Annotated in this window: 18 protein-coding genes; 7 read left to right on the forward strand and 11 right to left on the reverse strand. The window is 51.6% G+C overall.

All coding sequences use genetic code 11. From position 1 onward, the window contains the following. Window positions 1–35: 35 nt before the first annotated feature. Window positions 36–1,829 (reverse strand): ABC transporter ATP-binding protein, encoded by a 1,794-nt coding sequence (locus CRP01_RS29395; RefSeq protein WP_099153644.1) that lies wholly within the window; start codon window positions 1,827–1,829, stop codon window positions 36–38. A gap of 225 nt (window positions 1,830–2,054) precedes the next feature. Then, window positions 2,055–2,675 (reverse strand): NADase-type glycan-binding domain-containing protein, encoded by a 621-nt coding sequence (locus CRP01_RS29400; RefSeq protein ID WP_143473579.1) that lies wholly within the window; start codon window positions 2,673–2,675, stop codon window positions 2,055–2,057. Window positions 2,676–3,019: 344 nt separating this feature from the next. On the opposite strand from CRP01_RS29400, the gene CRP01_RS43365 reads away from it, so the two are divergent. Further along, on the forward strand, window positions 3,020–3,727 hold the full coding sequence (locus tag CRP01_RS43365) for a M23 family metallopeptidase (RefSeq protein WP_170110595.1): 708 nt from the start codon (window positions 3,020–3,022) through the stop codon (window positions 3,725–3,727). A gap of 12 nt (window positions 3,728–3,739) precedes the next feature. On the opposite strand, the gene CRP01_RS29410 is transcribed toward CRP01_RS43365, so the two are convergent. Then, window positions 3,740–6,127, reverse strand: coding sequence for an endonuclease MutS2 (locus tag CRP01_RS29410; protein ID WP_099153647.1), 2,388 nt, complete (start codon window positions 6,125–6,127; stop codon window positions 3,740–3,742). Window positions 6,128–6,503: 376 nt separating this feature from the next. On the opposite strand from CRP01_RS29410, the gene aroC reads away from it, so the two are divergent. Next, complete coding sequence (gene aroC / locus CRP01_RS29415) at window positions 6,504–7,583, forward strand: chorismate synthase (protein ID WP_099153648.1); 1,080 nt, start codon at window positions 6,504–6,506, stop codon at window positions 7,581–7,583. Window positions 7,584–7,603: 20 nt separating this feature from the next. Here aroC and CRP01_RS29420 read toward each other — a convergent pair whose 3' ends face one another. The 3 genes from CRP01_RS29420 to folP all read right to left on the reverse strand — a co-directional run bounded on the left by CRP01_RS29420 (window position 7,604) and on the right by folP (window position 15,077). After that, window positions 7,604–12,523: a translocation/assembly module TamB domain-containing protein gene (locus CRP01_RS29420; protein ID WP_099153649.1), complete on the reverse strand. Its 4,920-nt coding sequence runs from the start codon at window positions 12,521–12,523 to the stop codon at window positions 7,604–7,606. Between the two features lie 231 nt (window positions 12,524–12,754). Beyond that, a complete protein-coding gene (locus CRP01_RS29425) occupies window positions 12,755–14,176 on the reverse strand; it encodes a hypothetical protein (RefSeq protein ID WP_099153650.1) in 1,422 nt (473 codons plus the stop codon). Between the two features lie 61 nt (window positions 14,177–14,237). Then, window positions 14,238–15,077 carry a dihydropteroate synthase gene (folP, locus tag CRP01_RS29430; RefSeq protein WP_099153651.1) on the reverse strand — a complete coding sequence of 280 codons (840 nt, stop codon included), beginning with the start codon at window positions 15,075–15,077 and terminating at the stop codon, window positions 14,238–14,240. Window positions 15,078–15,296: 219 nt separating this feature from the next. Between folP and CRP01_RS29435 the strand changes: the two genes are divergently transcribed. Beyond that, entirely contained in the window at window positions 15,297–16,439 is a 1,143-nt protein-coding gene (locus CRP01_RS29435; RefSeq protein ID WP_233752789.1) for a DUF4230 domain-containing protein, read from the forward strand. A 6-nt stretch (window positions 16,440–16,445) separates the two neighbouring features. Further along, complete coding sequence (locus CRP01_RS29440) at window positions 16,446–16,913, forward strand: nucleoside 2-deoxyribosyltransferase domain-containing protein (RefSeq protein WP_099153653.1); 468 nt, start codon at window positions 16,446–16,448, stop codon at window positions 16,911–16,913. A gap of 19 nt (window positions 16,914–16,932) precedes the next feature. On the opposite strand, the gene pyrH is transcribed toward CRP01_RS29440, so the two are convergent. The 5 genes from pyrH to rplM form a co-directional block, all read right to left on the reverse strand. After that, window positions 16,933–17,646: a UMP kinase gene (gene pyrH, locus CRP01_RS29445; protein ID WP_099153654.1), complete on the reverse strand. Its 714-nt coding sequence runs from the start codon at window positions 17,644–17,646 to the stop codon at window positions 16,933–16,935. A gap of 80 nt (window positions 17,647–17,726) precedes the next feature. Continuing rightward, window positions 17,727–18,557 (reverse strand): translation elongation factor Ts, encoded by an 831-nt coding sequence (gene tsf / locus CRP01_RS29450; protein WP_099153655.1) that lies wholly within the window; start codon window positions 18,555–18,557, stop codon window positions 17,727–17,729. 44 nt (window positions 18,558–18,601) lie between these two features. Further along, window positions 18,602–19,327: a 30S ribosomal protein S2 gene (gene rpsB / locus CRP01_RS29455; protein WP_099153656.1), complete on the reverse strand. Its 726-nt coding sequence runs from the start codon at window positions 19,325–19,327 to the stop codon at window positions 18,602–18,604. Between the two features lie 60 nt (window positions 19,328–19,387). After that, entirely contained in the window at window positions 19,388–19,774 is a 387-nt protein-coding gene (gene rpsI, locus CRP01_RS29460) for a 30S ribosomal protein S9 (RefSeq protein ID WP_099153657.1), read from the reverse strand. A 39-nt stretch (window positions 19,775–19,813) separates the two neighbouring features. Beyond that, window positions 19,814–20,257 (reverse strand): 50S ribosomal protein L13, encoded by a 444-nt coding sequence (gene rplM, locus CRP01_RS29465; RefSeq protein ID WP_099153658.1) that lies wholly within the window; start codon window positions 20,255–20,257, stop codon window positions 19,814–19,816. A 291-nt stretch (window positions 20,258–20,548) separates the two neighbouring features. On the opposite strand from rplM, the gene CRP01_RS29470 reads away from it, so the two are divergent. Genes CRP01_RS29470 through CRP01_RS29480 form a run of 3 tightly spaced genes read left to right on the forward strand, consistent with a single transcriptional unit; the run spans window position 20,549 to window position 23,933 of the window. Beyond that, a complete protein-coding gene (locus tag CRP01_RS29470; RefSeq protein WP_099153722.1) occupies window positions 20,549–21,610 on the forward strand; it encodes a beta/alpha barrel domain-containing protein in 1,062 nt (353 codons plus the stop codon). Window positions 21,611–21,642: 32 nt separating this feature from the next. After that, the gene (locus CRP01_RS29475) at window positions 21,643–22,956 is read left to right on the forward strand and encodes a hydroxymethylglutaryl-CoA reductase (protein ID WP_099153659.1); all 1,314 of its coding nucleotides are present in this window, start codon (window positions 21,643–21,645) and stop codon (window positions 22,954–22,956) included. A 2-nt stretch (window positions 22,957–22,958) separates the two neighbouring features. After that, a complete protein-coding gene (locus CRP01_RS29480) occupies window positions 22,959–23,933 on the forward strand; it encodes a GYDIA family GHMP kinase (protein ID WP_099153660.1) in 975 nt (324 codons plus the stop codon). Window positions 23,934–24,026: the final 93 nt, after the last annotated feature.

Below are 24,026 nucleotides of genomic sequence, written 5' to 3' on the forward strand. Positions count from 1 at the left end.
TCATTTTGCGGTAACCGGTTTTCTGAAGATACGGGTCATAAAGCCAGACTCTCTTCCTGGTGGCGCCACAGCTCCTGGAAGACGGCACTATTCTGCAACAGCTCCTGGAATGTGCCCTGGTCTACGACGCGGCCTTTATCGAGCACGTAAACATAATCGAATTTAGTGAGCAAGTGAAGCCGGTGCAGCGAGGACAGTACCGCTTTATCCTTAAACTCCCGGAACAGTTGATCGTAAATCAGCATCTCCGTCTTGGGATCCACGCTGGAAGTCGGTTCGTCCATCAGTACAATATCGCTATCCCGCGCGGCAAGCACACCGCGGGCGAGGGCAAGCCTTTGTTTCTGCCCGCCGGACAGATTGACCCCTTTCTCCCGGATACTGGATTTCAGCCCCTGCGGCAACTGCTGGATCACTTCGGCAAAACGAACGGCCCGGCAGACCTTATCAATCTCTTCCTCGGAAAAGGGCAAACCCAGGGTAATGTTATACTCGATGGTGTTTTCGAAGATCTCCGGCTCCTGCGGAAAGAGCGTAACGTGTTCCGCGATCAGATGAATGCTGGCTTTCTGCTGCTGGTCGATGCGTACCTCGGCCGATTCCGGTGCGTAAAGCCCCCGGAGCAGGGCCAGCAGGGTACTCTTGCCACTCCCACTTTCCCCGATCAAAGCGATCTTTTGTCCTTTTTTGAAACGCAGGTCCAGGTCGTACAGTCCCAGACTGCCGGAATCGCTGGTCCAGGCTTCTTTGTGGATGAAGTTCAGCCCTTCGATCTCGATACTTTTCCAGTCGGCCGGCAGGCGCTGCCCGGAATCCGGCACGTGCAACTGATCGTAAGCATTGATGATATTTTCGGCGGTCTTCACATCAGTATCATAACTGACGATCTGGGTATACTGCCAGGCAAAGTTGTGGAATACGCCGGTAAACTGATTGACGTAGCCCACCAGGGTAACAAGCCCTCCGACGAGGAAGACCTCCCCGGGTATCCAGTTCTGGTAAATGAAACCGATCACGATCGTCACGTACATGAATTTTACGAGGGTATCCACCGTAAACCATTTCCATTCGTTGATCCGTACTTTTCGGAGAAAAGGCGGAAAGATATCCGAGATCCGTTTGAGGATTCCACTCTCCATCCGCTGCTCCAGGCGCAAAGTGATCACCGTGATGATATTGGACAGGCTGTCAAACAGACCCGCAGAAACTTCGTGTTCCTTTTCGTTGGTCTCCTTACTGGCTTCAATAAAGGGTTTGTCAAATCGCAGGATCGTCAGCAGTATGACCACACCCATGGCCACGGCGACACCTCCGAAGAGGGGCGAAAAATAAACCATGGCCCCCAAAGCAAAAAACATTTTGGCAAAGGTCTGGAAATACATGAAACCATTATCAAAAAAACTCTTTAGCGCTTCGTAGGCTTTCCGTACCCGGTTGATGGTAGCGCCACTGTGGTTATCCTGGTGCCATTTGACCGGCAGATGGACCGTTTTGTGGTAGAGTTCCTGCAGGAAATTGCGGCTGACGTGAAAAGCCAGTTTGCGCTCCATGACCCGCGCCGGGCCGTGACTGGCCCAGTCGATGAAGTGCAGGAGCAGGTAAATACCAGCGTATTTCCAGACGGACCGGAGCGCATCGGTACCTTCCAGTTGCAATTCATTGATGAATACCCCCCAGATGATCGGAAAGGCCGACATGGCCAGGTTGCTGATAATGAATAGCCCGTAAACCGTCAGATACCGCAAATGCTGACCACTTGCGTAGTGCCAGGCCGTGCGCATCAGGGAAAGATAGGGGTTGGAACTGCCTGATTTTTTGGTTGATTGCATAGGACGATCTTCTTGCGAATCGGAGTACAGGAACGTTTTTCAGAAACTAAATAAAGTCGATCGTGCCCGGAAAAGTTCCCCGTAATTTGAATTTAACGCCTGGGATCTGAAAGCGTACCGGCATGGACCGTCCTGGCAAAACAGAGCGGAACAGCCGACGGTAAAGTTTCATCGACTGCCGCAAAGTTAGCGATCTTTTTGTTTCCTGTTGCCAGGCGGCAAAGATCAATGGGCTCCGTGGAATCCCAGGTCAGAAATAGCCGTATCTTCGTATTTACTACCCGGATAAACTTCCACGATCTCGAGACTGACCACATCGCTGGGACCGACCATGACCAGATTCGAAGTCCAGAAAAATTGCTGGGGGTAGAGGTCATCGTCCAGTTCCAGATAGCACATTTTTTTGCTGTTGAGCCAGACCAGTAGTTTTTTGACCCGTCCGTTCTTGGTCCAGATATCGGCATTTTTGGAATAACCGTTGGTGATGATCATCCCGTGGAAAGGGATCTTTAGGTCTTTTTCGTCTCCGTAGGGTTCATCAAAGGTGATCATGATCCGCTGCCCGATTCCGTTGCCCTTTACGCCCTCTACCCAGGCGGTGCTCCGTTTTCCGTCTTCCAGTTTCGATACATCGTAGGTATTTCCGCTTTGTGATTCGAGTGTTGAAGTAGCGGAAAGCGTCCAGCCGATACCGCAGCCGAGGCTGCACGCGCCGTCCGCCATGGCTTCGAGGTCCTCAAAGAGTGGAATACCCGCTTTCCTGGGACCAAAACTGGGAATGGAGGCTTCCTGAGCGCTGAGCTGTAGCGCAAACAGGCAGAGGAGGAGCACAAAACTGATTTTCATAAACTTGGATTTTACGGTGATAATCGCACCCGGAGCAGCTTGCCTGATTCCATTTCGGAAAATGAGAGCAGATCCGGCCTCGGGTGGCAAAAATATGCTATAATTCATAGCTTTTATTCCATTGGGACCCGATTGGTTACTACATTTGAAATGGATTTTACTCCGGGAACCAACAAGCTGTCGTAATAAAACGCGAAATACTGATGCTGAAAACTGGATTTGCCGGCCTGGCGCTGCTACTCTTCGTCTAGATAGGGTGTACCCGCCAATTACCCTCTAAGATCTATAAGGCCTACGAACTGGACTGGCAATGGGTGAGCCGGGAAGATTCAGTCTATATGTGGGTGAAAAATCCCTTAGCCGGCCCGCTGGTCTTTACCGTCAGAACCGATAACGATACCCTCAAAGCGGCACTGGCGGATCAGCTTCCCGTTGTACTCGGACCCTACGAAACCTTTAAGCTGGTGCTGCCGCCGGAACTGGAATCGCCGGCGATTCGCTCCGAGCTGGAACCCTATTCCTTTTGGTCTCGAATGCAGCCCGCGGTGCCGGATACTTCCGTTCGTTACGTGCTGCCGTTCCCCAGAGGAAAGACCCACCGGGTCATTCAGGCTTACGGAGGTAAATTCAGCCATCGCGCTTCACCCTTTGCTTATTATGCTATTGATTTCGACCTGGCGGTAGGCGATACGATCTGTGCGGCCAGGGATGGCGTTGTGGTCGGTTTGGTGGAAGAGAACCGGAATTGGGTACACGGTCCTGATCCCAAGTACCGCGAATACGCTAATTACCTGCGCCTGTACCATGCCGATGAGATCTACACCGATTATGTCCATTTGAAATATAAGGGAGCGCTGGTGGAAATGGGGGATACTGTCCGGGCCGGACAAGCGATTGGGATTTCCGGATATACCGGATTTACTTCCGTACCGCACCTGCATTTCAACGTCATGCGACCAACGGATCAGGGCACCCTGGAAGGTATTCCGGTCCGGTTTGAACAAATAGACGGGAAAGATCTGCAGGAAGGCGACCGGGTAGGCCACGACTAGCTTCATTATAGCCTACATATCGACAATCGTCACACCGTCGCCTCCCAGTTCGGCGGCCGGATGGCTGATGTCCATCGGTACGTTGTATTCGCGGAGCTTTTTACGTACGGCATTGCGCAGTACCCCGTTCCCCTTACCGTGTACAATGCGCAGGTTGCTGGCATTGGTCATGAGGGCCTGATCAACGAAATCTTCTACCACCTTCAGCGCTTCTTCGTAGCGCATCCCACGAATGTCCAGCTTGCTGGAAAATTCGGATACCATGCCCACGTCGGACTGGATGCTTTTACTTTGCTGCACATTCAGCGGTTCCTTGGCGTGCTGCAGATCGCGGACCTTGATCGTCATCCGCATATCGCCGATCACCACGACGGCAGATTTTTTATTAATGGATTCCACGGTGCCCACGGCGCTGCCGGTGCGCATTTTGACGAAGTCTCCCTCCTTGATCGGCTTTTGGGCCAGGTCCTTTTCGGTGGGTTTGTAGTAGACTTCTTCCTGAAGTTCCTGCACCTCCTCTACCAGTTCCGTGCGTTCTTCGCGGATCCTTTCAGCCATTTTTCGGGCCTTCTCCAGGTTTTTTTCCTCCTTGATCTCGCGGATGATCCTTTCGAACTCCTTGTTCGTCTGGGCGGTTTGTTGCAGGGCCTGTTCTTTGGTTTCCAGCTTCAGCCGCTTGCGACGGAATTCGAGGTCCCGGTGCATCTCATTGTAAGTCTTGATCAGCTTTTCCATTTGCTGCTGCTTACTGGTGAGATCGGCCAGTTTTTCTTCTACTTCCTGCTTTTCGCGCTGCAGGTCAACCAGGAGTTCATCCACGGCTTTTTCGTTCTTGCCGATCTTTTTCCGTGCGTAGTTCAGCACCTTATTACTCAGCCGGCTTTTCTGGGCGATCTCAAAGGCATAGGAACTACCGGGGCGACCCACTTTCAGTTCGTAAGTAGGAGAGAGGCTCTCCCCGTCGAACAGCATTGACCCGTTGACGATCCCCTTGGTTTTAAACGCAAAGATCTTCAGGTTAGAATAGTGCGTGGTGATCACCCCGTATATCTGACGGTAATTCAGTTCCCAGAGGATCGCTTCGGCGATCGCACCGCCGATCTTGGGATCGGTACCGGAGCCGAATTCATCGATCAGCACCAGACTGTCCTTATCGGCTTTTTCCAGAAATACACGAGCGTTCTCCAGGCGGGAGCTGTAAGTACTCAGGTCATCCTCCAGCGATTGCTGGTCACCGATATCCGCAAAGAATTTTTTGAAGATCCCCATCTCGGAAGTCGACTCCACCGGGATCAGCAGACCACTTTGCAGCATCAGCTGCAGCAGGCCGACAGATTTCATGGTAATGGATTTACCGCCGGCATTGGGTCCACTCAGTACCAGCAGCCGGTTGGATCCGAACAAGGTGAGGTCAAACGGAATGGTCGGCTTGTCGATCTGCTTGTTCTTCAGCAGCAAAAGCGGGTGGTAGCCCTTGATGATCCCCAGGTGCGGCCGGTCGACAACCTGCGGCCGGGTCGCCTTCATTTGTTGGGCCAGACGTGTCTTCGCCTGGATCAGGTCCAGTTCTACCAGCGTATCCTGCAGTTGGGTCAGCACCTCCGTATGCGGACGGAGCATAGCGCTGAGTTCCCGCAACAAACGGTAGATCTCGCGTTTTTCCTCCTGCTCCAGGTCAAAAAGGTCGTTGTTGATATCGATGATCCCTTCGGGTTCGATGAAAGCGGTCTTCCCCGTAGCCGATTCGTCGTGGATGATTCCCCGGATCTTGCGCTTGTGCTCGGCCGGTACACTCAGTACCCGGCGGCCGTTCCGGAAGGATTCCACATTATCCGACAGCCAACCTTTGGAGCGATACTGGTTGATGATCACCCGGAACTGGCGGTCCATTTCCTTTTGTTTGGAGGTCATCATCCGCCGGATACGCAGCAGTTCAGGTGAGGCATCGGGTTTGATATTCCCCTCCTCATCGATCACACTCTCGATACTTTTGGTCAGCTCATCGTCGTAAGCCAGCGGCTGGATCAGGGCAAATAGCTCCGGATACGCCTCCTGACGTCCTTTATTGAAATAGCGGAAAATGTAGCGGTAAATGAGCAGCAGATTATTGATGTTCTGCAGCCCTTCCACGGAGAGTACATAACCTTCTACCTGCAGGTGACGGATCTCTTCGGAGATCGATTCGTAGCGACGCAGGGGGAAAGGATCATTTTTATCCTGGGTGAGTTTGTAGGCGGCAACTTCCGCCAGGCGCTGGTTGATCCAGCTGATGTTATCCCTCGGTTTGATCTCGGTGCTGACGGCTTCCTGCCCGAGCGCGCCCACGCAGGATGATCTCAGCAAATTCAGTACCTTATTAAACTCTAACTTTTCGTAAATATCTTTCGGTTCCAGTTCCATTCTTCTACTACTCTGTATGTGTATTTTGATTCCTGCTGCGGCGGGAAAGCCGGGATATTGCTCCTTTTGTGGCATTTCAGAGTCGCAACACGGCGCTGCGGACAAAAAAATTGAAAGTGGGGCAAACGGATGCCTTTGGCGGCACAGCCAGGAAGTGACAAACAACTTCGCTTGCTAAAAGACGGCGAAATTACGGCTTTAATTGCAATTTTGAAAAGCCATTGATAGAAACAATGTTTCCCAGTAAGAGTTCCTTAATACCGGTAAAAATAATACCTTAGCCGCTTTATTTCAGGATCGGGGACGGAGGAATGAAGCGGGCTGCACCCGGCCTTCTATCTCCGGCGCTCGTTCCACATTGCTAAAAAAGAGAGTCGTGGCTGGTAATATATTTGGGCAGGCATTCAGAATCAGTACTTTTGGCGAATCCCACGGGAAAGCTATCGGGGTCATCATCGATGGTTGCCCTCCGGGCGTGGTCATCGATGAGGAGTTTATCCAATCGGAGCTCGATCGCCGGAAACCCGGACAATCTAAGATCGTAACCCAACGTAAGGAAAGCGATACGGCCCAAATTTTGTCGGGCGTTTTTGAAGGGAAAAGCACGGGTACGCCCATCGCGATGGTGATCTACAACGCCGATGCCCGCTCCAAAGACTACGGTCATATTGCCGATAAATTCCGGCCCTCCCACGCCGACTATACCTATCACGCCAAGTACGGTATCCGGGATTATCGCGGCGGCGGTCGTTCTTCGGCCCGCGAAACGGCGGCCCGTGTTGCTGCCGGAGCGGTGGCCAAACTGCTGTTACGGGCGCAGGGCGTCGACATTAAAGCGTACGTCAGCCAGGTTGGAAATATGGCACTGGGCAAAACCTACCAGGAACTGGATCTGGAAGAGACCGAAAAGAATATCGTGCGTTGTCCGGACCCGGAAATGGCCGAGCAGATGATCGAATACATCAAGGCCGTGCGTAAGGACGGAGATACGATCGGCGGGGTGGTCAACGCCGTGATCACCGGCTGCCCGGCCGGACTGGGCGAACCGGCTTTCGATAAACTCCATGCCGATCTGGGCAAAGCCATGCTGAGTATCAATGCCTGTAAAGGGTTTGAATATGGTTCCGGTTTCGATGGCGTAGCCATGCGGGGCTCGGAACACAATGACCACTTCTACCAGGAGGATGGCCAGGTAAAGACCAAAACCAACTATTCCGGAGGGGTACAGGGCGGTATTTCCAACGGGATGGACATCTATTTCCGGGTGGCCTTCAAGCCGGTGGCGACCATCGTTCCGGAGCAGGAATCGATCAACGAGGCTGGAGAACAAGTAACGGTAGTGGGTAAAGGCCGGCACGATCCCTGTGTGGTGCCGCGGGCGGTGCCGATTGTGGAGGCGATGTCCGCACTGGTCATTGCGGATCACTTTCTGCGGCAGCGGATGATGATGGTTTGATCGCGTTCGCGGATCCGGGATTACTGCGGCCGTCTCCGGTCCCGCATGGCCCGACCTTCCTTACTGAAACTTTTCCAGAATTCCCTGAAGGTATTGAACTCCTTCCGGTAACTCAGTCCACCACCGATCTGGAGCCGCTGACCGCCACCGATATCCGGTAGCAGACGCTGGTAGATCCGCAATTTCAAGGTGTTGAGGCGGGGGTTGAGCAGGTATTCGATCACCAGGTCGTTCCCAACAAAAGTACCGCTGCTTTCGGGCGTAGCCTGCAGGGCATTGTCAAAGTTGACGTTACCACCTACCTGGACCGAAAGCCGGTCGTCAAAGAAATTCTGGGTTACACTCAATTCGAATTCCTCTCCGGTATTGATCTGGTTATTCAGATCTACCGAGCGGTACTGGTTATAGGCGATATCAAAGTCGATACCCGACAGTACCTTACCTTCCCCGATTACTTCGGAAAACAACTCCGTGAGCAGTAGCGAGAGCTGGTTGGAAACGAATTCACTCACCGTATTGTAAATGATGTCCGTACCCCGGAAAGAAAGGTCCGAGGGCAGGAACTGGCCCACCACGATCAGGCCAAATACCTGTCGGTTGAGTTCGTTCTGATCCTGCCGGAGCAAACGCAGTTTATTCTCGGTATAAGTCTGGAGTTCCCCTTTCAGATCGGGGAAGATGATATCAAAATCGATGATCGGACGCAGGAGATCGCCCTCCAGTTTCAGGATGAGGTTGACGTCCGTTGAGTTACTGGCGTCGTTGCGCACATTGGCACTGGCGTTGAGGAGGTATTCCTGAATGAAATTGGCCACCGGAGTTTTCAGGTCCTGGTATTCGGCCTGCAGCCGGATCTGGGCTTCAAACGGATCCCCGTTCCAGCGGATGATACCGCCGGGTCGGACCTTGAAGTCCTTATTGACCACATTGTAGAGGGTAAATAGATAATTTCCCTTGGTGATATAGTAATCCCCATACATCTGGAAATCACCACCCCTGGGCACCAGTATCCGGATGTTCCCCCGGCCGGCTCCCCGGATAATATCTCCCGCCTGTTCGTCGAAAATGATCTGCATGGTGGCTTCTTCCCGCACGATGAGATCCATCTCCAGGTCGATGCCTTTCGGGGCCGACAGCGTATTTTTATTCTGGTTGAAATCGTCCCTTTTGGTCCAGCGAACGTAACTAAGGTCGGATACTTCTCTTTCACTACTTACCGGGATGACCAGGTTACTACTGTCGCCGACGGTCGCATTGACGTAGACGTCCGGCTGGGCAAAACTACCGTTGAATTGCACGGTTCCCTGACCGAGGGCGTGCCCGTAGAACAGTTCATTATCCCCTTTGCGGGTATCGAGAGCGAGAAAGCGACTGGTACGCAGGCGGGCATCAAAACCGAAATCGCGCAAATGATCGTGGGCAACCCCACCAAACAGCACCGCCCGGTGGTTGTATTTATCGTACAGAATGGTACCGGTGAGGTCAAACAGGTCATTGTCAATATCCGCGAGGGCCGATACGAACCGATATTTGGTATTGAGGAAGTTCACTTTGAACGAGCCGTTCTCCGCTCTCAGGTGACCGCGCAGGTTGGGTTTGCTGGGCAATCCTTCCAGGTGCAGACTGCTGCTGAAATATCCCTTGACTTCCGAAATGGCATTGCTGATGAAGAATTCCGCGATATCCAGCGGATAAGCGGAAATGTCCACGTCGAAATTCATGTAATTGGGGTGCTGGTTGACGGGAAGTTCTTCCAGCGGTTTGTCACCCAGAGACGCGAGGTTGAAGGTGCCCTGGCCGAGCAATTGCATCGTATCCAGGGAAATGGACAGGTACATGCTGGCCTGACTGCGGAGGTCTTCGGCATTAGCGTCCAGCCGCAGGCGGCCGAAATCCCGCTGGTTGATCAGCAGGGTATCTCCCTCGATGGTTGCAGAGAAATTCTTGAGCTTGAAAATATCCTGTACGGCGACATTGGCATCGAAGCGGCCGTCAAAATCCAGCAGATCGTAATCCCATTGTTCGTCGATCAGACCAAAATCGAAGTTGCGCATCCAGAGTCGCAATCCCCTTTGTCCGATCTTCTCCAGTTGGACGACCTTTTCCCCGTTGGTCATTTCAAAGTGGCGCGTATCGATGAAGTTCTTGCCGAAGGTAATGAAGTTGTTGGCGTCAATATTCCAGGAGTTATCCAGAATGGTGAGATCCGAAGGTTTGAACCGGATCTCGTAATTGGTGCTGTCCGGCAAATAGAGCAGGCCGTCCAGATTGAGGTCTTCGACCAGTCCGGAGGGCCCCGAGGAATGGATAAAGGTAAAATCGATCGAATCGCCCTCGATCAGGCTCGAAAGCTGTACGGTCGACAGCAGGTAATTACCGTTGATGATGGTAGAATCCACTACAAAATAGAGGGACCCCGCCTCCGGCTCTCCGTCAAAACGGGCCGCAATATCCTGCAGGAGGATGTTGTCGAAGCGGAAGGACGGAATATCGAGATCGACGAGTACCTGTCCGCTGGTCCCGTGGTAGTAGCCCTTCAGACTGACGTCGCGGAAATTCCCCAGTTTGGGATTCAGTAGAGTGGTCAGGCCCTTGGTATCGAAGATCTCCAGATTGTAGTCGAAATCCTGGGATTCCAGCGCTACGTTGGGTTTGGGAAACTTGAGCCGCCGGGAAAATTCACTGTACTGTTGATGAAGATAACCCAGGAAGACATTACCGATCTGCTGGAGGTCGAAGGTGCCGTTGAAATCGGCCTTCCCGATGTCCGAGCGCAAGATCAGATTATCTTTACCATCCGCGTCGGTAAAGGCATTCACCTCCAGGGAATCGATCTGGTAATTGGTTTCCCGGTTGTGGAGGATGCTCAGATTGCTCATCCGGGCATTCCCCTTGATATCCGTAATGCGTTTCATTTGAAGCGCAAGATCAAACTGACCGGAGACCACGATGTCTTTCTGCGAGAGGTTGAGGTTTTTGAGGTCCAGCCTTTCCACATTGGCGTCGAAATCGTAACTCGGAATACTGTCCGTGAAATCGAGTTTCCCGCGGAAAAAGAAGTCAATATTATCGTCCTGAATATTAAAGTCTCCCTGGAAAAAGTTTTTGGTCAGCTGACCGATGAGACTGGCGTTCTGGTAGTTGTAATCCTTGAAAACAAAATTCTCGATATTGGCTACCAGATCAGCATTGGCGGTTTCGAGCGTCAGCCCGACGCCGTTATTGACCTGGGAAGTAAAATTGACAATGCCAAAATTGGGGTTATCGGACCATTTACCCAGATCGAAGTTGATCAGGTTCAGAGAACCGCTGTATTTGGCATCGGCCCGGCGGTTGCCCAGGGTCATGTTCATGTCCATCTTGGCCTGACCGATATCGGTGCGCAGGTTTCCCGTAGCAAAGAAACTGACAAAGAATCCACCAAAGCTTCCCTTAAAGTTCAGGCGCCCCAGGCGGTCAAAGTTTTCCGGAGGCGCAAAGTTCGGGATCAACTGCCGGAGCGTGGAAACATCCGTGAGCAGGGACTCCAGTTCGAGATTCAGGAATTCTTCTCCCCGTACTGCCAGTTCACGCGACGAAAACTTTCCCTTCAGCGAGGTACTTCGTTTCCCGTTTTTCCCGGGTAGGATAATGGACATTTCATCGGCGCTCAGGTTATTGATGGTACCGTCTATTTCCCCATCCACCGTCAGTACTTCGTTCCTGTTGTTCTTAAAGAAAACGTTGTTACGCAAACCGGGCGCGAAAGTCATAATATCCTTCAGGGCAATGGCGGCCTGATTGAGCTGTAAGTCCATTCTGACCCGGTTGACAAAATCGCGGAAGGCCGTGTAACCGTTGTAGGAAAACTTCAGGTGATCACCCACCAGACTCTGGGGCGTCTGGATGATCAGATTTGCGAGCCGGGTAGAGTCCGGTGAAATAATGGCGCTGGTGGTTGACAATTCCTCCAGGACAAAGCCGCTGGAATCCTGCAGGTTGATATTGTTGACCTTTCCGGTATAAACGTCCTTGTAATACTGGAAGCTATCCACACTGATATCGATGTCGAATACGTCCATGTGGGCATAATCCAGTTCATCGGGCTCGCTGAGGCGAACGGGGGCCTTCCGGTAATTGTGCAGCGAAAATTTCCCATCCTGTAGCCGGAAAAAATTGACGATGAATTTAAGGCTCACCGTATCGATCATCGCCGTGTCAATCACTTTAGGCAGGTCCCGGTTGGTATTCAGAATGGCCGGATAAGTGGAATCCCGCTCGTAGTTCTCGGTGGTGAATTCCGGGCGGTGGATCTCCACACTGCGAATATCGACCACACGGCCGGGCAGATCGAGCAGATTGAAATTAATTACGCCGTTCGGAATGCTGATCACCAGATGTTGTCCCTGTACTTTATCGTCTTTTTCAAAACGGATGTTATCCAGGTTGAGTTGTTCCAGGTCGATCTGAAAGGAATTGTTCTTGTTTTTATCTTTCGGAGGAAAAAGGCGGTTGAGGGCGATGGCCAGGGTATTGAGTGATTCTCCGGCTTCCCGCCGTTGCCGCAGTTGGGCGTTGTTCAGACTAATCTCTTCGATGGATAACTGACCGCGTAAAAGTTTGATGGGATTGAGGCTAAAATTCACGTTCAGGTCCCTGGCCGCCAGCAGGGTGTCTCCGTAGATGTCTTCGATATAGGTATCTTCCAGGACGAGCTCATCGAAAAATTTGAGGTAGAGATAACCAACTTCTACCTTGGTACCCAGCCGTTTACTCAGTGTTTGGGTAAGCTGGCTAACGGCCCAGTTCTGTACCGCAGGGATATGAAAGATGCCCAGCATAATAATCAATGCGACCAAAAAGGCAAACAACAGCCGGGTGACGGAACGCCACCACTTTCTACCGCTTACCTGCTGTTCTTCAGGTACCGGTTGTTCTGTGTTCTTATCCTGTTGATCCATTTATTATTATTCACCCAAACCTCTATCCCCGGCGTTTTCGGAACCATTTCCGCGGGTTATCCTTTTACCCATTGTTTGTTTAAGCACCATCCGTTTAGGATCTAAACCTATACATTGAACTTGTCAGCTGCTGATAAGTTTAAACCGCCTTACGCCCTAAGAATAATTAACCGTAAGATACAGTAGTCCACCAAAGATAGTCGGACATTTAACGTCAATTTAACCACTTTATTAGTCCTGTCGGTCTATAACCGGAGATATCGGCCGAATTCGGCTTTGCAGGCCGACGGCCGTCAGTTTCGTACTCAAACTATCGAGCGCGAACTGGGCCTCCTGCGCATTGTTATGCATCGTTTCTACGTACATGACGAAGGCTTCCCGGCTGGGGGAAAAACAACCTTCCCAGAACACCACGCCATAAATACCGGCATCACCCAGGATCTCCAGATCATCCCGCGCCTGGGCCTGATCGCCGTATTGTCCGATCTCAATAATATACTTCGTATCATCAAAGTTGTACATTCTTTCGCAGTCGTAAAGAATGATATTCTGATTATAGGGATCGTAGATCATCACCTCCGCTTCGGGTTTGATCGGAACGATCTCGGCGGCTTGCTTATCCTCCGTTACTATTTCATCGTCAAAACCGATGATCTCCTCCTGGGTGAGGCTGTCACTGAAGGGAACGGTGTAGGGTTTCGGATCATTTATAGCCGGTTCTTCTTCCAGCGTTTTTGACCGTTCTTCCAGGGTTTTGGTATAACTGGATTCGCTGGGGTAATAAACCGGCATCCGCTTGCGCTCCTGCAGGAAAGCCACAAAAATAAGTATCCACCCGAGCAGGATTAGGGCCGTCTGGTGTTTGAAGCCGCTCTTAAAACGGAAATAATCGTGTTCCCGGTAGGGGTTGGTCCAGTTGTTCCACCATTGCACGATCTTCCAGTCGTGTTTGGTGAGCTCCTGCAGTCTCAGATACTTTTGTACGTTTAACAAACGGATGCGTTCCCGCTGGCGATCGAATTGTTCTTCCCGGGAAGGACTGAGTACCAATCTGGGAGATAACTGGTTGTCGATCAGGATCAGACCGAAGCCAAAGCGCGTACACTGTCTTTTCAGTTCCCGGTAGTAAGTATTTTCGTCGAGCAGGGGGAAAACGGCTTTAGCCAGCGCTACCCACTGTTCGTCGGCATGGTATTTTTTAAACTGGGCGATGGCGTAGATGTAGCGGTAACGCCGCAGAGGTCGAATGCCGCTGTGGTAGATCACACTCATTCCGACGACGGTCAGAATGATCGTGAGGGCCCGGAGTCCGGGAGAAAGCCCGGGCATGGATAATGCGGGTACAAAGTAACTGGAAATGGTGTAGATGAAGCCCAGCAGAGAACCGAACACTATACTGTCCCAGAGCAGCAGACGATACTGAACGGAGTACTTGACTTCATCCCGTGTATCCACGGAAGTGGCTTCTGCGGTGGCAATAAAAACTTCGCCGTCCTCGTCCGGATAAGACAGATAACTATCCACGATGATGCCGCCTTCCCCCCGCATATTGGTCTCGGTGTGCATTTCACCCGAGCGGGGACGGTGCTTGTAGTAGCTTCGGAGGAAGCCAAGCGCCAGCTTTTTTATATCATCTTCGTGAATAGTCGCCAAAATATCGTTTTTTATGGTGCGGATGAACGATCATCCTATCACTGCAAGGGGTAATACTGATCTAACCTTTCAGCAGTTCCCAGAGTTTGATCACTTCCATTGCCGGAGCAACATCGTGTACCCGAAGAATCCTTGCTCCCTGCTGCAAAGCGATCATATGCAGGGCGGTAGTACCGTTGAGTGCATGCTCCGAATTCACTCCCAGCGGTTTACTGATCATGGATTTTCTGGATATACCCGCCAGTATCGGAACGTCGAGCATCTGGAAAACGTGTAATGAACGCAGTATTTCGTAGTTGTGTTCAACACTTTTACCGAAGCCGAAGCCCGGATCGATCACAATATCCTTTACGCCCAATTGGCGGAGGGCATCCACTTCCCGGATCAAAAAGTCGAGGATCTCCTGCACTACATTTTCGTAAACGGGAGCTTCCTGCATATTTTCGGGCCGTTTCTGCATATGCATCAGTACGTAGGGGACCTGCAATTCCGCCAGGGTGGGGTAGAGGTCCGCATCAAATTTGCCGGCCGAAATGTCATTGACAATGGAAGCCCCGGCTGCAACAGCCTCCCGGGCAATTTTACTGCGTATGGTGTCGATGGAAAGTATTGCGTCGGGGAATTCGCGGTGAATGGTTTCGATCGCCGGCAGGACCCGTTCCAATTCTTCGTCCGCATCGATCACTACGGCTCCTGGCCGGGAAGACATGCCGCCGATATCCAGGATGGCTGCACCTTCCGCCAGCATTTGTCCGGCGGTTTCCAGGATCTTTTCGATACCGGTCACCCGGCTGCCCCGGTAAAAGGAATCGTCGTTTATATTTAAAATGCCCATTACGACCGGCCGGCTGAGGTCCAGTAGTTTCCCAGCGCAATTGATCGTTGTTTTTGGGTGGATCATTCCTCGGATTTTTGTGGGTCCAAATTTATCGATAATCAGGTATAAATTAAGGGTAAAGACGTAATTTCACTAGCGAAAAATAGAACTACAGAGCGTTATTATCCGTTTGATATTAAAAATTAAGTCGATATTCATTCGATTGTTAGAAAAATAAACATAATGAGCGAAAGGTCTTCATCTTCTCCTTCATCACCCAAAAGAAGTGCGCGCTTAATACTAGTGGTTTTGATCCTCAGTTTCCTGGGGATCGTACTGTTCCGGTATTACCAGGGAGGCAGTGGCTTCGGCAATTTCACCAATGTGCCCAAAGAATATCAGGTCAATTACCTGCCCGCGGACTTTAAAGCGAATATTGATGAGGAAAACGCCATGGCTATTTTGGCCAATCCCCGGCGGTACCGTCGGGAATTTGACGATCTGGTCTACAACCTGAACCGGTCCATCATCGACCACGTAGCCAACCGCATGGGATTGCCGGACAGCCTGAAGACTGCGGTTTACCAGGAATACGAAAGGCAACATCCGTATCTGAGCGATCTGTACTACAATGACTTCATTCAGTTGAAAGATACCACTTCCACCCTCTATCAGTCCTGGTACGATAATGAATCGATCAATGCAGTAGATGCCCTCAAGCAGATCGCTTCCCGCTATACCTGTTTTCTGGTCACGCAGATCATTACCCAGGTCGTGCAGACCCGGGGAGGCACAATGTACATCCGCGGGGATAATGTAGATACGCCCTGTGGCGTGGCGGTCAACGAAGCGCTGGCTCCGATGATGCAGCGACTGGAAGACCGGGCAGCCATCGAGGATTTCGGGCGATCGAAGGGTATCATGGAAGAAAAAATAGAACGAACCATCGCCGAACTGGCGACTTTTGAAGTGCGCGATAAAAAGGGCATCACCAAGAATCTGCAGACGAAGATCTGGGGATTCAATGTCTCTTCTTCCGACGTGGAGATCACCGCCATCAGTATTTTGAAGATCGGTTTTCGTCTGGATGATTACTTTGACGTGAGCCTGAATGACCGGAGTGGGGTAGTAACGGTTACCTTGCCCGAACCCACCATTCTTTCCCACGAAGTCTATCCCCGGATCGATAAGCTCGATATCGGCTGGCTGCGGGAAGTCAAGGATGTCAACCTCAACGAAAGTTTCAACCTCCTTCGGGATGAATTTCGCCGGGAAGCCCGCTCGGAAAACTCTTTTGACCGGGCAAAGGAAAAGGCCGTTGAGTTGATGAACACCATGTTTACCCCGGTATTGGGCGCGATGAATAAGCGCTTCAAGTTGAAGATCCGGTTTGAATCCCGACCGGATAGTCCGATCGACCGCACCCAGGAAGATATCAGTGATTAACAGATTATGAAGATCATCAAACCGCCACTGAGCATTGCGAAACACCACCGCCGGCCAAAGTCCCTGTTTCTGGCGGGCTCGATCGAGATGGGGAAATCCGAGAACTGGCAGGCCGGAGTGGAAAACTATTTTGCCGACCTGGAGGATTATACCCTATTTAATCCCCGACGAGACAACTGGGATGCTTCCTGGGAACAGGAATTCGAAAAGCCCGAGTTTTACCAGCAGGTAAACTGGGAACTGACGGCACTGGAACAGGCCGACCTTATCCTCATGTACTTCAGTCCGGAAACAAAATCCCCGATCTCTTTACTGGAACTTGGGCTGCACGCCCGTAGTGGAAAGTTGTTGGTGTGTTGCCCCGATGGCTTTTGGCGAAAAGGAAATGTAGAGATCGTATGCGAAAGATATACGATCTCTACATTTTTTAATGATCTGGAAGAATTGCTGGCCAGCCGGTTTCCCAAGGGCTGACCTGAAAAAAGACCGGTTGCTAACCTTCTACCAGCGTGCCGACGGCCTCACCGCTTACGATCCGTTCCATATTGCCTTTCTCGTTTACGTCAAAAACGACGATGGGCAGGTTGTTTTCCTGACACAGCGTAAAGGCGGTCATATCCATGACGCCCAGATTCTGACTGATCACTTTGGTAAAGGAAACCCGGTCGAAGCGCTCGGCATCCGGAAATTTTTCCGGATCGGCGCTGTAGATACCATCTACCCGTGTACCTTTTAGAATGACGTCGGCGCTGATCTCATTGGCGCGCAGGGCAGCGGCGGAATCGGTCGTGAAATAAGGGCTACCGGTGCCGGCACTGAAAATGACGACCCGTTTTTTCTCCAGATGACGGATGGCCCGCCGACGGATATACGGCTCGGCGATCTGTTTCATTTCAATGGCGGAAACCAGGCGGGTATAGATCCCGAGACCTTCCAGTGTACTTTGTAGGGCCATACCGTTGATCACGGTTGCCATCATGCCCATATAGTCCCCCTGTACCCGCTCGATGCCGGAAGCCGAAGCCTGCAGGCCGCGGAAGATATTACCACCACCGATCACGACGGCTACTTCTACCTGCTTATCGGTCAGGGTCTTGATTTCTTCAGCGTAGTGCTGTAAGCGTTCCGGTGAAATTCCAAATCCCTGGTCTCCCATCAGGGACTCACCGCTAAGTTTCAATAATACTCTTTTGTACTTTAATGCCATATCACCTACCTTGATTAGAGAGCCCAAAGGACAGAAAAAAAGGCGAACTAGAAAACCAGTTCGCCTTTTTTAATTTTTTTTTATCCAAGCTCGACATGCTTGAACTCCGTAACGGTCAACTCCGGATCAAATGACTGGAGGTATTGCGCTACGCTCTGCTTGTTATCTCGTACGAATTGCTGGTTCAGCAGGGTGTTCTCTTTGTAGAACTTATTGAGTTTACCCAATGCGATCTTTTCCAGCATGGCTTCGGGCTTGCCTTCGTTGCGGGCCTGCTCCTTACCAATTTCGATCTCTTTTTCCACAACGGTTGCGTCAACACCGTCTTTATCAACGGCCACCGGGCGCATGGCGGCTACCTGCATGGCTACGGCACGACCTGGCTCGAAGAAGCTGTCGTCCGCTTTGCTCATACCGATCAGTACACCTGCTTTATTACCCATGTGGATATAAGGAGCAACCATCTCGGCTTCCACTCTTTCGTAAGCGGCCAGTTCGATCTTCTCACCGATCACACCTACCTGCTCAGTGATCTTCTCACCGATGGTGATGTTTCCGTAAGGGATCGCCAGCACACCTTCTTTGTCAGCCGGGAAGTGTTCCAGGGCCAGTTCGGCGAATTTCTCCGCCAGATTAACGAATTCCTGGTTTTTGGCAACAAAGTCAGTTTCAGAGCTCAGCTTGATAATTACACCGCGGTTGCGATCATCGTTCACTACGGCTATAACTACCCCTTCGGTAGCATCGCGGTCTGCACGTTTGGCAGACATCTTCTGGCCTTGTTTACGAAGTACCTCAACTGCTTTATCGAAATCGCCGTCGGCTTCCGCCAGGGCTTTCTTACAGTCCATCATACCTGCGCCGGTCATATCGCGCAGTTTTTTAACATCGGATGCAGTAATTGCACTCATTTCCTATGCGAGATTATTAGGTTTTACAAATGGTTGATTGTTGCTTAGGCCTGCTTGGCAGCCTCTTTCTCCGCTTTGACGGACTTGCGGTCCTCCAGTCCCTGGCGGATGCACTCAGCCATATAGTTGGTGATGATCGCAATGGACTTGGATGCATCATCATTGGCCGGTACTGCGTAATCTACCAGATTGGGATCGGAGTTGGTGTCGACCATACCGAAAGTACGCAGACCCAGTTTGTGGGCCTCGGCGATGGCGATGTGCTCGTGGTGGATGTCCACAACGAAGATCGCAGCCGGCAGGCGGTTCAGGTTGGCAATACCACCCAGTACTTTCTCCAGCTTGTCTTTCTCGCGGGTCAGGGTCAGACGTTCCTTTTTAGTAACGTTTGACAGCGTACCGTCCTGCAGCATCCGGTCGATGTTCTGCATTTTCTTAACAGAACGGCGGATGGTGGCGAAGTTGGTCATCATACCACCCAGCCAGCGGTCGGTAACAAAAGGCATGCCTACACCGAGTGCAGCTTTGGATACGATATCCCGTGCTTGCTTCTTGGTGGCAACGAACATGATCTTTTTACCGGCTTTAGCCATTTGGCGGGCAGCGCGTCCGGCACGCTCCAGGCTTTCCAGGGTGCGGTTCAGATCAATAATGTGGATGCCTTTGCGCTCCATGAAGATGTAAGGAGCCATTTTGGGATTCCACTTCTTCTTAAGGTGTCCGAAGTGTACCCCCGCATCAAGCAACTCTTTATACGTAGGTTTTTCCATCTTTTTATAAAATATCGAGTGTTCGCCGAAAGGGCAAACGATTTAAGTTTTGAAATATCATTAACGCTTGCTGAACTGGAAGCTCTTTCTCGCTTTGGGCTTACCGTACTTCTTACGTTCCACCACGCGGGCATCACGAGTAAGGTATTTTTTGCTTTTCAGCGGGGAACGGAAGTCTTCGTTCAGTTTAACCAGCGCTCTTGAGATAGCCATACGGATGGCTTCGGCCTGTCCCTTGTAGCCACCGCCGTTGACGTTGACTTTCAGATCGTAGATATTAACCGCTTCTACGGTGTGGAAGGGGTCAAGCACTTTGTTTTGTATATGCGGTTGCGGGAAGTATTCTTTCAGCTCCTTACCGTTGATCATGACTTTACCTTCACCTTTGGTGAGGTAAACACGAGCAACAGAGGCTTTTCTTCTCCCGGTGGCATTAATCATTTCCATTTACTCTCCAATTAATTTTTGAATACCCTTTGGGGTAAATTAGAATTCAAAAGGTTGTGGCTGCTGTGCCTGGTGTGGATGCTCCGCACCTTCGTACACGAACAGTTTTTTGATCATCGCACGACCCAGCTTGGTTTTAGGTAGCATACCGCGTACGGCATTCTCTACCACACCGATCGGCTTTTTCGTACGCATGTCTTTCGCAACACGACGTTTCTGACCGCCCGGGTAACCAGAGAAAGTAATGTACTCTTTCTGATCCCATTTCTTGCCGGTGAAGCGGATCTTTTCGGCGTTGATCACGATCACGTAATCACCCGTATCCACGTGTGGTGTGTAGGAAGTTTTGTGCTTACCGCGAAGCACGTGGGCGATCTTGGAACAGATGCGACCTACAACCTCACCTTCGGCGTCGATAACGTACCAGTTACGTTCAACCTCGCCTTTCTTTGCAGAATTTGTTTTATAACTTAGCGTATTCACTTTTCGCTCGCTTTACAAATGAAATAAAAGCATTTTTTCAATCGCTCTTACGGTGCCAGCGGATGCGAATCGGGTTACGCATGGAGTAGCCTCCGAAAAAGCAGGTGCAAAGGTATTTCTAATATTTTCAATTTACAAGCATTTTTCAAAAAAAAATTACTTTCCATGAACATAAGTAACTGATAAACAGTTTGATTTTCGCCCAAATATTTTTTGGTCTCCGCCAAAAGTGGATTTATTTTAACTTTGCCGGGGCTTTTGGAAGCCCTTTTTTTTAACCTAATCCGTGCTATGAGCGAAAAGCAAAATAATAATCTGTCCGAACCGGCTTTCACCGATGATGATCCGACGGCGGCTTCCCGCAAAAAGGACCATATTGAAATGGCCTTTGCTTCCCAGGTCGTCAAGCAGGAACTGGACAGCCGTTTTTATTACGAACCGCTCCTGAGCGCTCACCCGGAAAAAGACAGCTGGCCGGCTTTCAGTTTCCTGAATAAGACGATGAAAGTACCGCTCTGGGTATCCAGTATGACCGGCGGAACGGCGATGGCCAATACCATCAACCACAATCTGGCCCGGGCCTGCGGGGAATTCGGAATGGGCATGGGACTGGGGTCCTGTCGGTCGCTGCTGTATTCTGATGAGAACCTGGCCGATTTTGCCGTGCGAAAATGGATCGGAGAGGACCATCCGCTTTTTGCCAATCTGGGCGTCGCCCAGTTGGAACAGCTTCTGGATAAAAACGAACTGTACCGGGTCAATGATCTGATCGATAAAGTGGAAGCCGACGGACTGATCGTCCATGTCAATCCTTTCCAGGAGTGGCTCCAGCCGGAAGGGGATCGCTTTCGCCAACCGCCGCTCGATACGATCAGGGCCCTGATCGATCAGTTGCCGGATCTGTCCATCATCGTTAAGGAAGTCGGGCAGGGTATGGGCCGGGAAAGCCTTCGGCAATTATTCCAGTTGCCGCTGACGGCGATCGATTTTGCGGCGAACGGCGGCACCAATTTTGCCAAACTGGAATTGTTGCGCAGTGACGCCCGCCGCAAGGAAACCTACGCGCCGCTCGCTCTGGTCGGGCACAGTGCCGAGGATATGGTGGAACTGACCAACGAGCTGGTCGCCGAAATGGGCGCTTTCCTGCAAACCCGGCAGGTGATCATTTCCGGTGGCGTTAAAGATTTTCTGGACGGTTACTACCTGATCAATAAGATCGACCTCAGCGCCGTATACGGACAGGCTTCCGGATTTTTGCGTCACGCCCGGGGCGATTACGAATCCCTCCGGTCCTACGTCATCACCCAGATCGAAGGGCTCGAGCTGGCCCGCGCCTATCTCAGATTGCGTTAGTAGCGTTTGAAATAACTGCAAGGAAACAGAAAATGAACAAAAATATTAACGGCTTTTCCAAGTTGAGCAAAGACGGGAAAATTGCCTGGTTACAAAAAAACTACTTGCCTGACGTATCCGAATTGCAAGAGGAACTGAGTTCTTTCTGGCATACCGATGCTGACCTGCAGCGGATCATTGACGGATTCAGTGAGAACACCCTTAGCAATTATTACCTTCCCTTCGGACTGGCACCGAATTTCCTGATCAACGGGCAGGTCTACGCCGTACCGATGGTGATCGAGGAAAGCTCCGTAGTGGCCGCCGCCGCCAGTGCCGCGAAATTCTGGTCTACGCGCGGTGGGTTCCAGACCAGAGTGATCGCCACGGCCAAACTGGGGCAGCTCCATTTTCACTGGAAGGGTAAGACGGAAAAGTTGCATCAACTCGCATCCGAATGGAAAGCCCGCCTACTGCGGGATGCCGCAACACTTACTGCCAATATGGAAAAACGGGGTGGGGGAGTGATTGATATGGAACTGATCGATTTTACCGACCTGGAACCCGATTACCATCAGTTGCGGGTCACGTTTGAGACCTGTGATTCCATGGGGGCCAACTTTATCAATTCCGTACTGGAGCAATTCGGCGAAAGCCTGCAGCATTTCGTGGAAACCCACGATGCTTTCACGAACGAAGAGCGGGATCTGGATATCATCATGGCTATTTTGTCCAACTATACGCCAAATTGTCTGGTAAGGGCGGAAGTCCGCTGTCCGGTAGAAAAACTGGCGGGGGTAGCTCCGAATATGGATGCCCGCACCTTCGCCGAGCGGTTCGCCCGCGCGGTACGCATCGCCCGCATCGATCCCTACCGGGCCGTTACGCATAATAAAGGCATCTTCAACGGTATCGACGCGGTGGTGCTGGCTACCGCCAATGATTTTCGCGCGGTTGAGGCCGGCGGGCACGCCTATGCCGCCCGCGACGGACAATACCGCAGCCTCAGTGAATGCGAGATCGTAGACGGCGAATTCCGTTTCTGGCTGGAAGTGCCCCTGGCGCTCGGCACGGTTGGGGGACTGACCAAACTGCACCCTCTGGCGAAGCGATCACTGGAAATCCTGGGTAAACCGAGCGCTAATCAGTTGATGCAGATCATTGCCGCTACCGGGCTGGCCCAAAACTTTGCCGCCCTGCGCTCCCTGATCACTACCGGTATTCAGCAGGGACATATGAAAATGCACCTGATGAACATCCTTAATCACCTGGGTGCGGATGTAGATCAGATGGAACGGGCCGTGCAGTATTTTGCGGATAAAGTAGTTTCCTTTACGGCGGTCCGGGATTTTCTGCAACTGGGTTAGATATGGCGGGGACCGATACTTCACACCAATTTTACAGTCACGGAAAGTTACTGCTCACCGGAGAATACTTGGTGCTGGACGGCGCTCTGGCGCTGGCCCTGCCCACCCGGCCGGGACAATCCCTACACGTTGATCCACTGGAATCCCCGGAGCCGGAATTACACTGGAAAAGTTTCACCGATACGGGAGCCTGCTGGTTTTCGGGGCGATTTGCCCTGCCGGGAGGCAATTATCTCGAAGGGACGGATCGGGCCGTGGGAGAAAGATTAGAACAGATCCTGCGGGCGGGGAAAAAACTGCGCCCGTCGTTGTGGCCTACATCTTCGCTCTCCGGATACGCCGTGCGAACGGAACTGGAGTTTCCGCGAAACTGGGGCCTCGGTACGAGTTCCACACTGATCGCCAATCTGGCGCAATGGTGGCGGGTGGATCCTTATCAACTACTGGCCGATACTTTCGGTGGTTCCGGTTACGATCTGGCCTGTGCTGCTTCGGAGCGGGCGGTTTTTTACCAACTGGAGGCGGGAGCGCCGCAGGTCACTCCGGTTGATTTCGCGCCCCCTTTTGCCGACCAGCTTTCCTTCCTTTATCTGGAGAAAAAACAGAACAGCCGGACCGGGATCGCCCGTTACCGCGAAAAAGGGACCCCACCCGCAGAACTGCTGGAAAAGATCAGCGATATCAGTACCCGGCTGGCCCGTGAAAGATCGCTGGCCGGATTTTGTGAACTGCTGGAAAACCACGAGCAGATCATTGCCGAATGGATGGAGACGGAGCCGGTAAAAGCGCGGTACTTCCCGGATTTTCCGGGGACGATCAAGTCCCTGGGGGCCTGGGGCGGCGATTTTGTACTGGTCGCTTCTGAACGGAACTTCCCGGCCGTAAAACAGTATTTTTCGGACCGTGGCTATCCGACCCTTGTGCCATTTAGGGAAATGGTATTGCCCACCGAAAATGCTAGCCCGAACTCAAACTAATTTGGGGATGATATGTTATCTTTGTAGAATTAATCTAAATAAGGAAAGAGAAATCCAAACTCAGCTTCAGATGGAACAGGGAAAACCTACATT

The organism is Flavilitoribacter nigricans DSM 23189 = NBRC 102662 (genome assembly GCF_002646595.1).
GTDB lineage: Bacteria > Bacteroidota > Bacteroidia > Chitinophagales > Saprospiraceae > Flavilitoribacter > Flavilitoribacter nigricans.

Excerpts from the sequence above, each read along its gene's own strand:
- CRP01_RS29400 (WP_143473579.1), bottom strand. The coding sequence starts at position 2,675 with ATGAAAATCAGTTTTGTGCTCCTCCTCTGCCTGTTTGCGCTACAGCTC.
- CRP01_RS29470 (WP_099153722.1), top strand. The coding sequence starts at position 20,549 with ATGAGCGAAAAGCAAAATAATAATCTGTCCGAACCGGCTTTCACCGAT.
- pyrH (WP_099153654.1), bottom strand. The coding sequence starts at position 17,646 with ATGGCATTAAAGTACAAAAGAGTATTATTGAAACTTAGCGGTGAGTCC.
- rpsB (WP_099153656.1), bottom strand. The coding sequence starts at position 19,327 with ATGGAAAAACCTACGTATAAAGAGTTGCTTGATGCGGGGGTACACTTC.
- CRP01_RS29475 (WP_099153659.1), top strand. The coding sequence starts at position 21,643 with ATGAACAAAAATATTAACGGCTTTTCCAAGTTGAGCAAAGACGGGAAA.
- rpsI (WP_099153657.1), bottom strand. The coding sequence starts at position 19,774 with ATGGAAATGATTAATGCCACCGGGAGAAGAAAAGCCTCTGTTGCTCGT.
- CRP01_RS29395 (WP_099153644.1), bottom strand. The coding sequence starts at position 1,829 with ATGCAATCAACCAAAAAATCAGGCAGTTCCAACCCCTATCTTTCCCTG.
- CRP01_RS29480 (WP_099153660.1), top strand. The coding sequence starts at position 22,959 with ATGGCGGGGACCGATACTTCACACCAATTTTACAGTCACGGAAAGTTA.
- tsf (WP_099153655.1), bottom strand. The coding sequence starts at position 18,557 with ATGAGTGCAATTACTGCATCCGATGTTAAAAAACTGCGCGATATGACC.
- CRP01_RS29440 (WP_099153653.1), top strand. The coding sequence starts at position 16,446 with ATGAAGATCATCAAACCGCCACTGAGCATTGCGAAACACCACCGCCGG.
- folP (WP_099153651.1), bottom strand. The coding sequence starts at position 15,077 with ATGATCCACCCAAAAACAACGATCAATTGCGCTGGGAAACTACTGGAC.
- CRP01_RS29410 (WP_099153647.1), bottom strand. The coding sequence starts at position 6,127 with ATGGAACTGGAACCGAAAGATATTTACGAAAAGTTAGAGTTTAATAAG.
- CRP01_RS29420 (WP_099153649.1), bottom strand. The coding sequence starts at position 12,523 with ATGGATCAACAGGATAAGAACACAGAACAACCGGTACCTGAAGAACAG.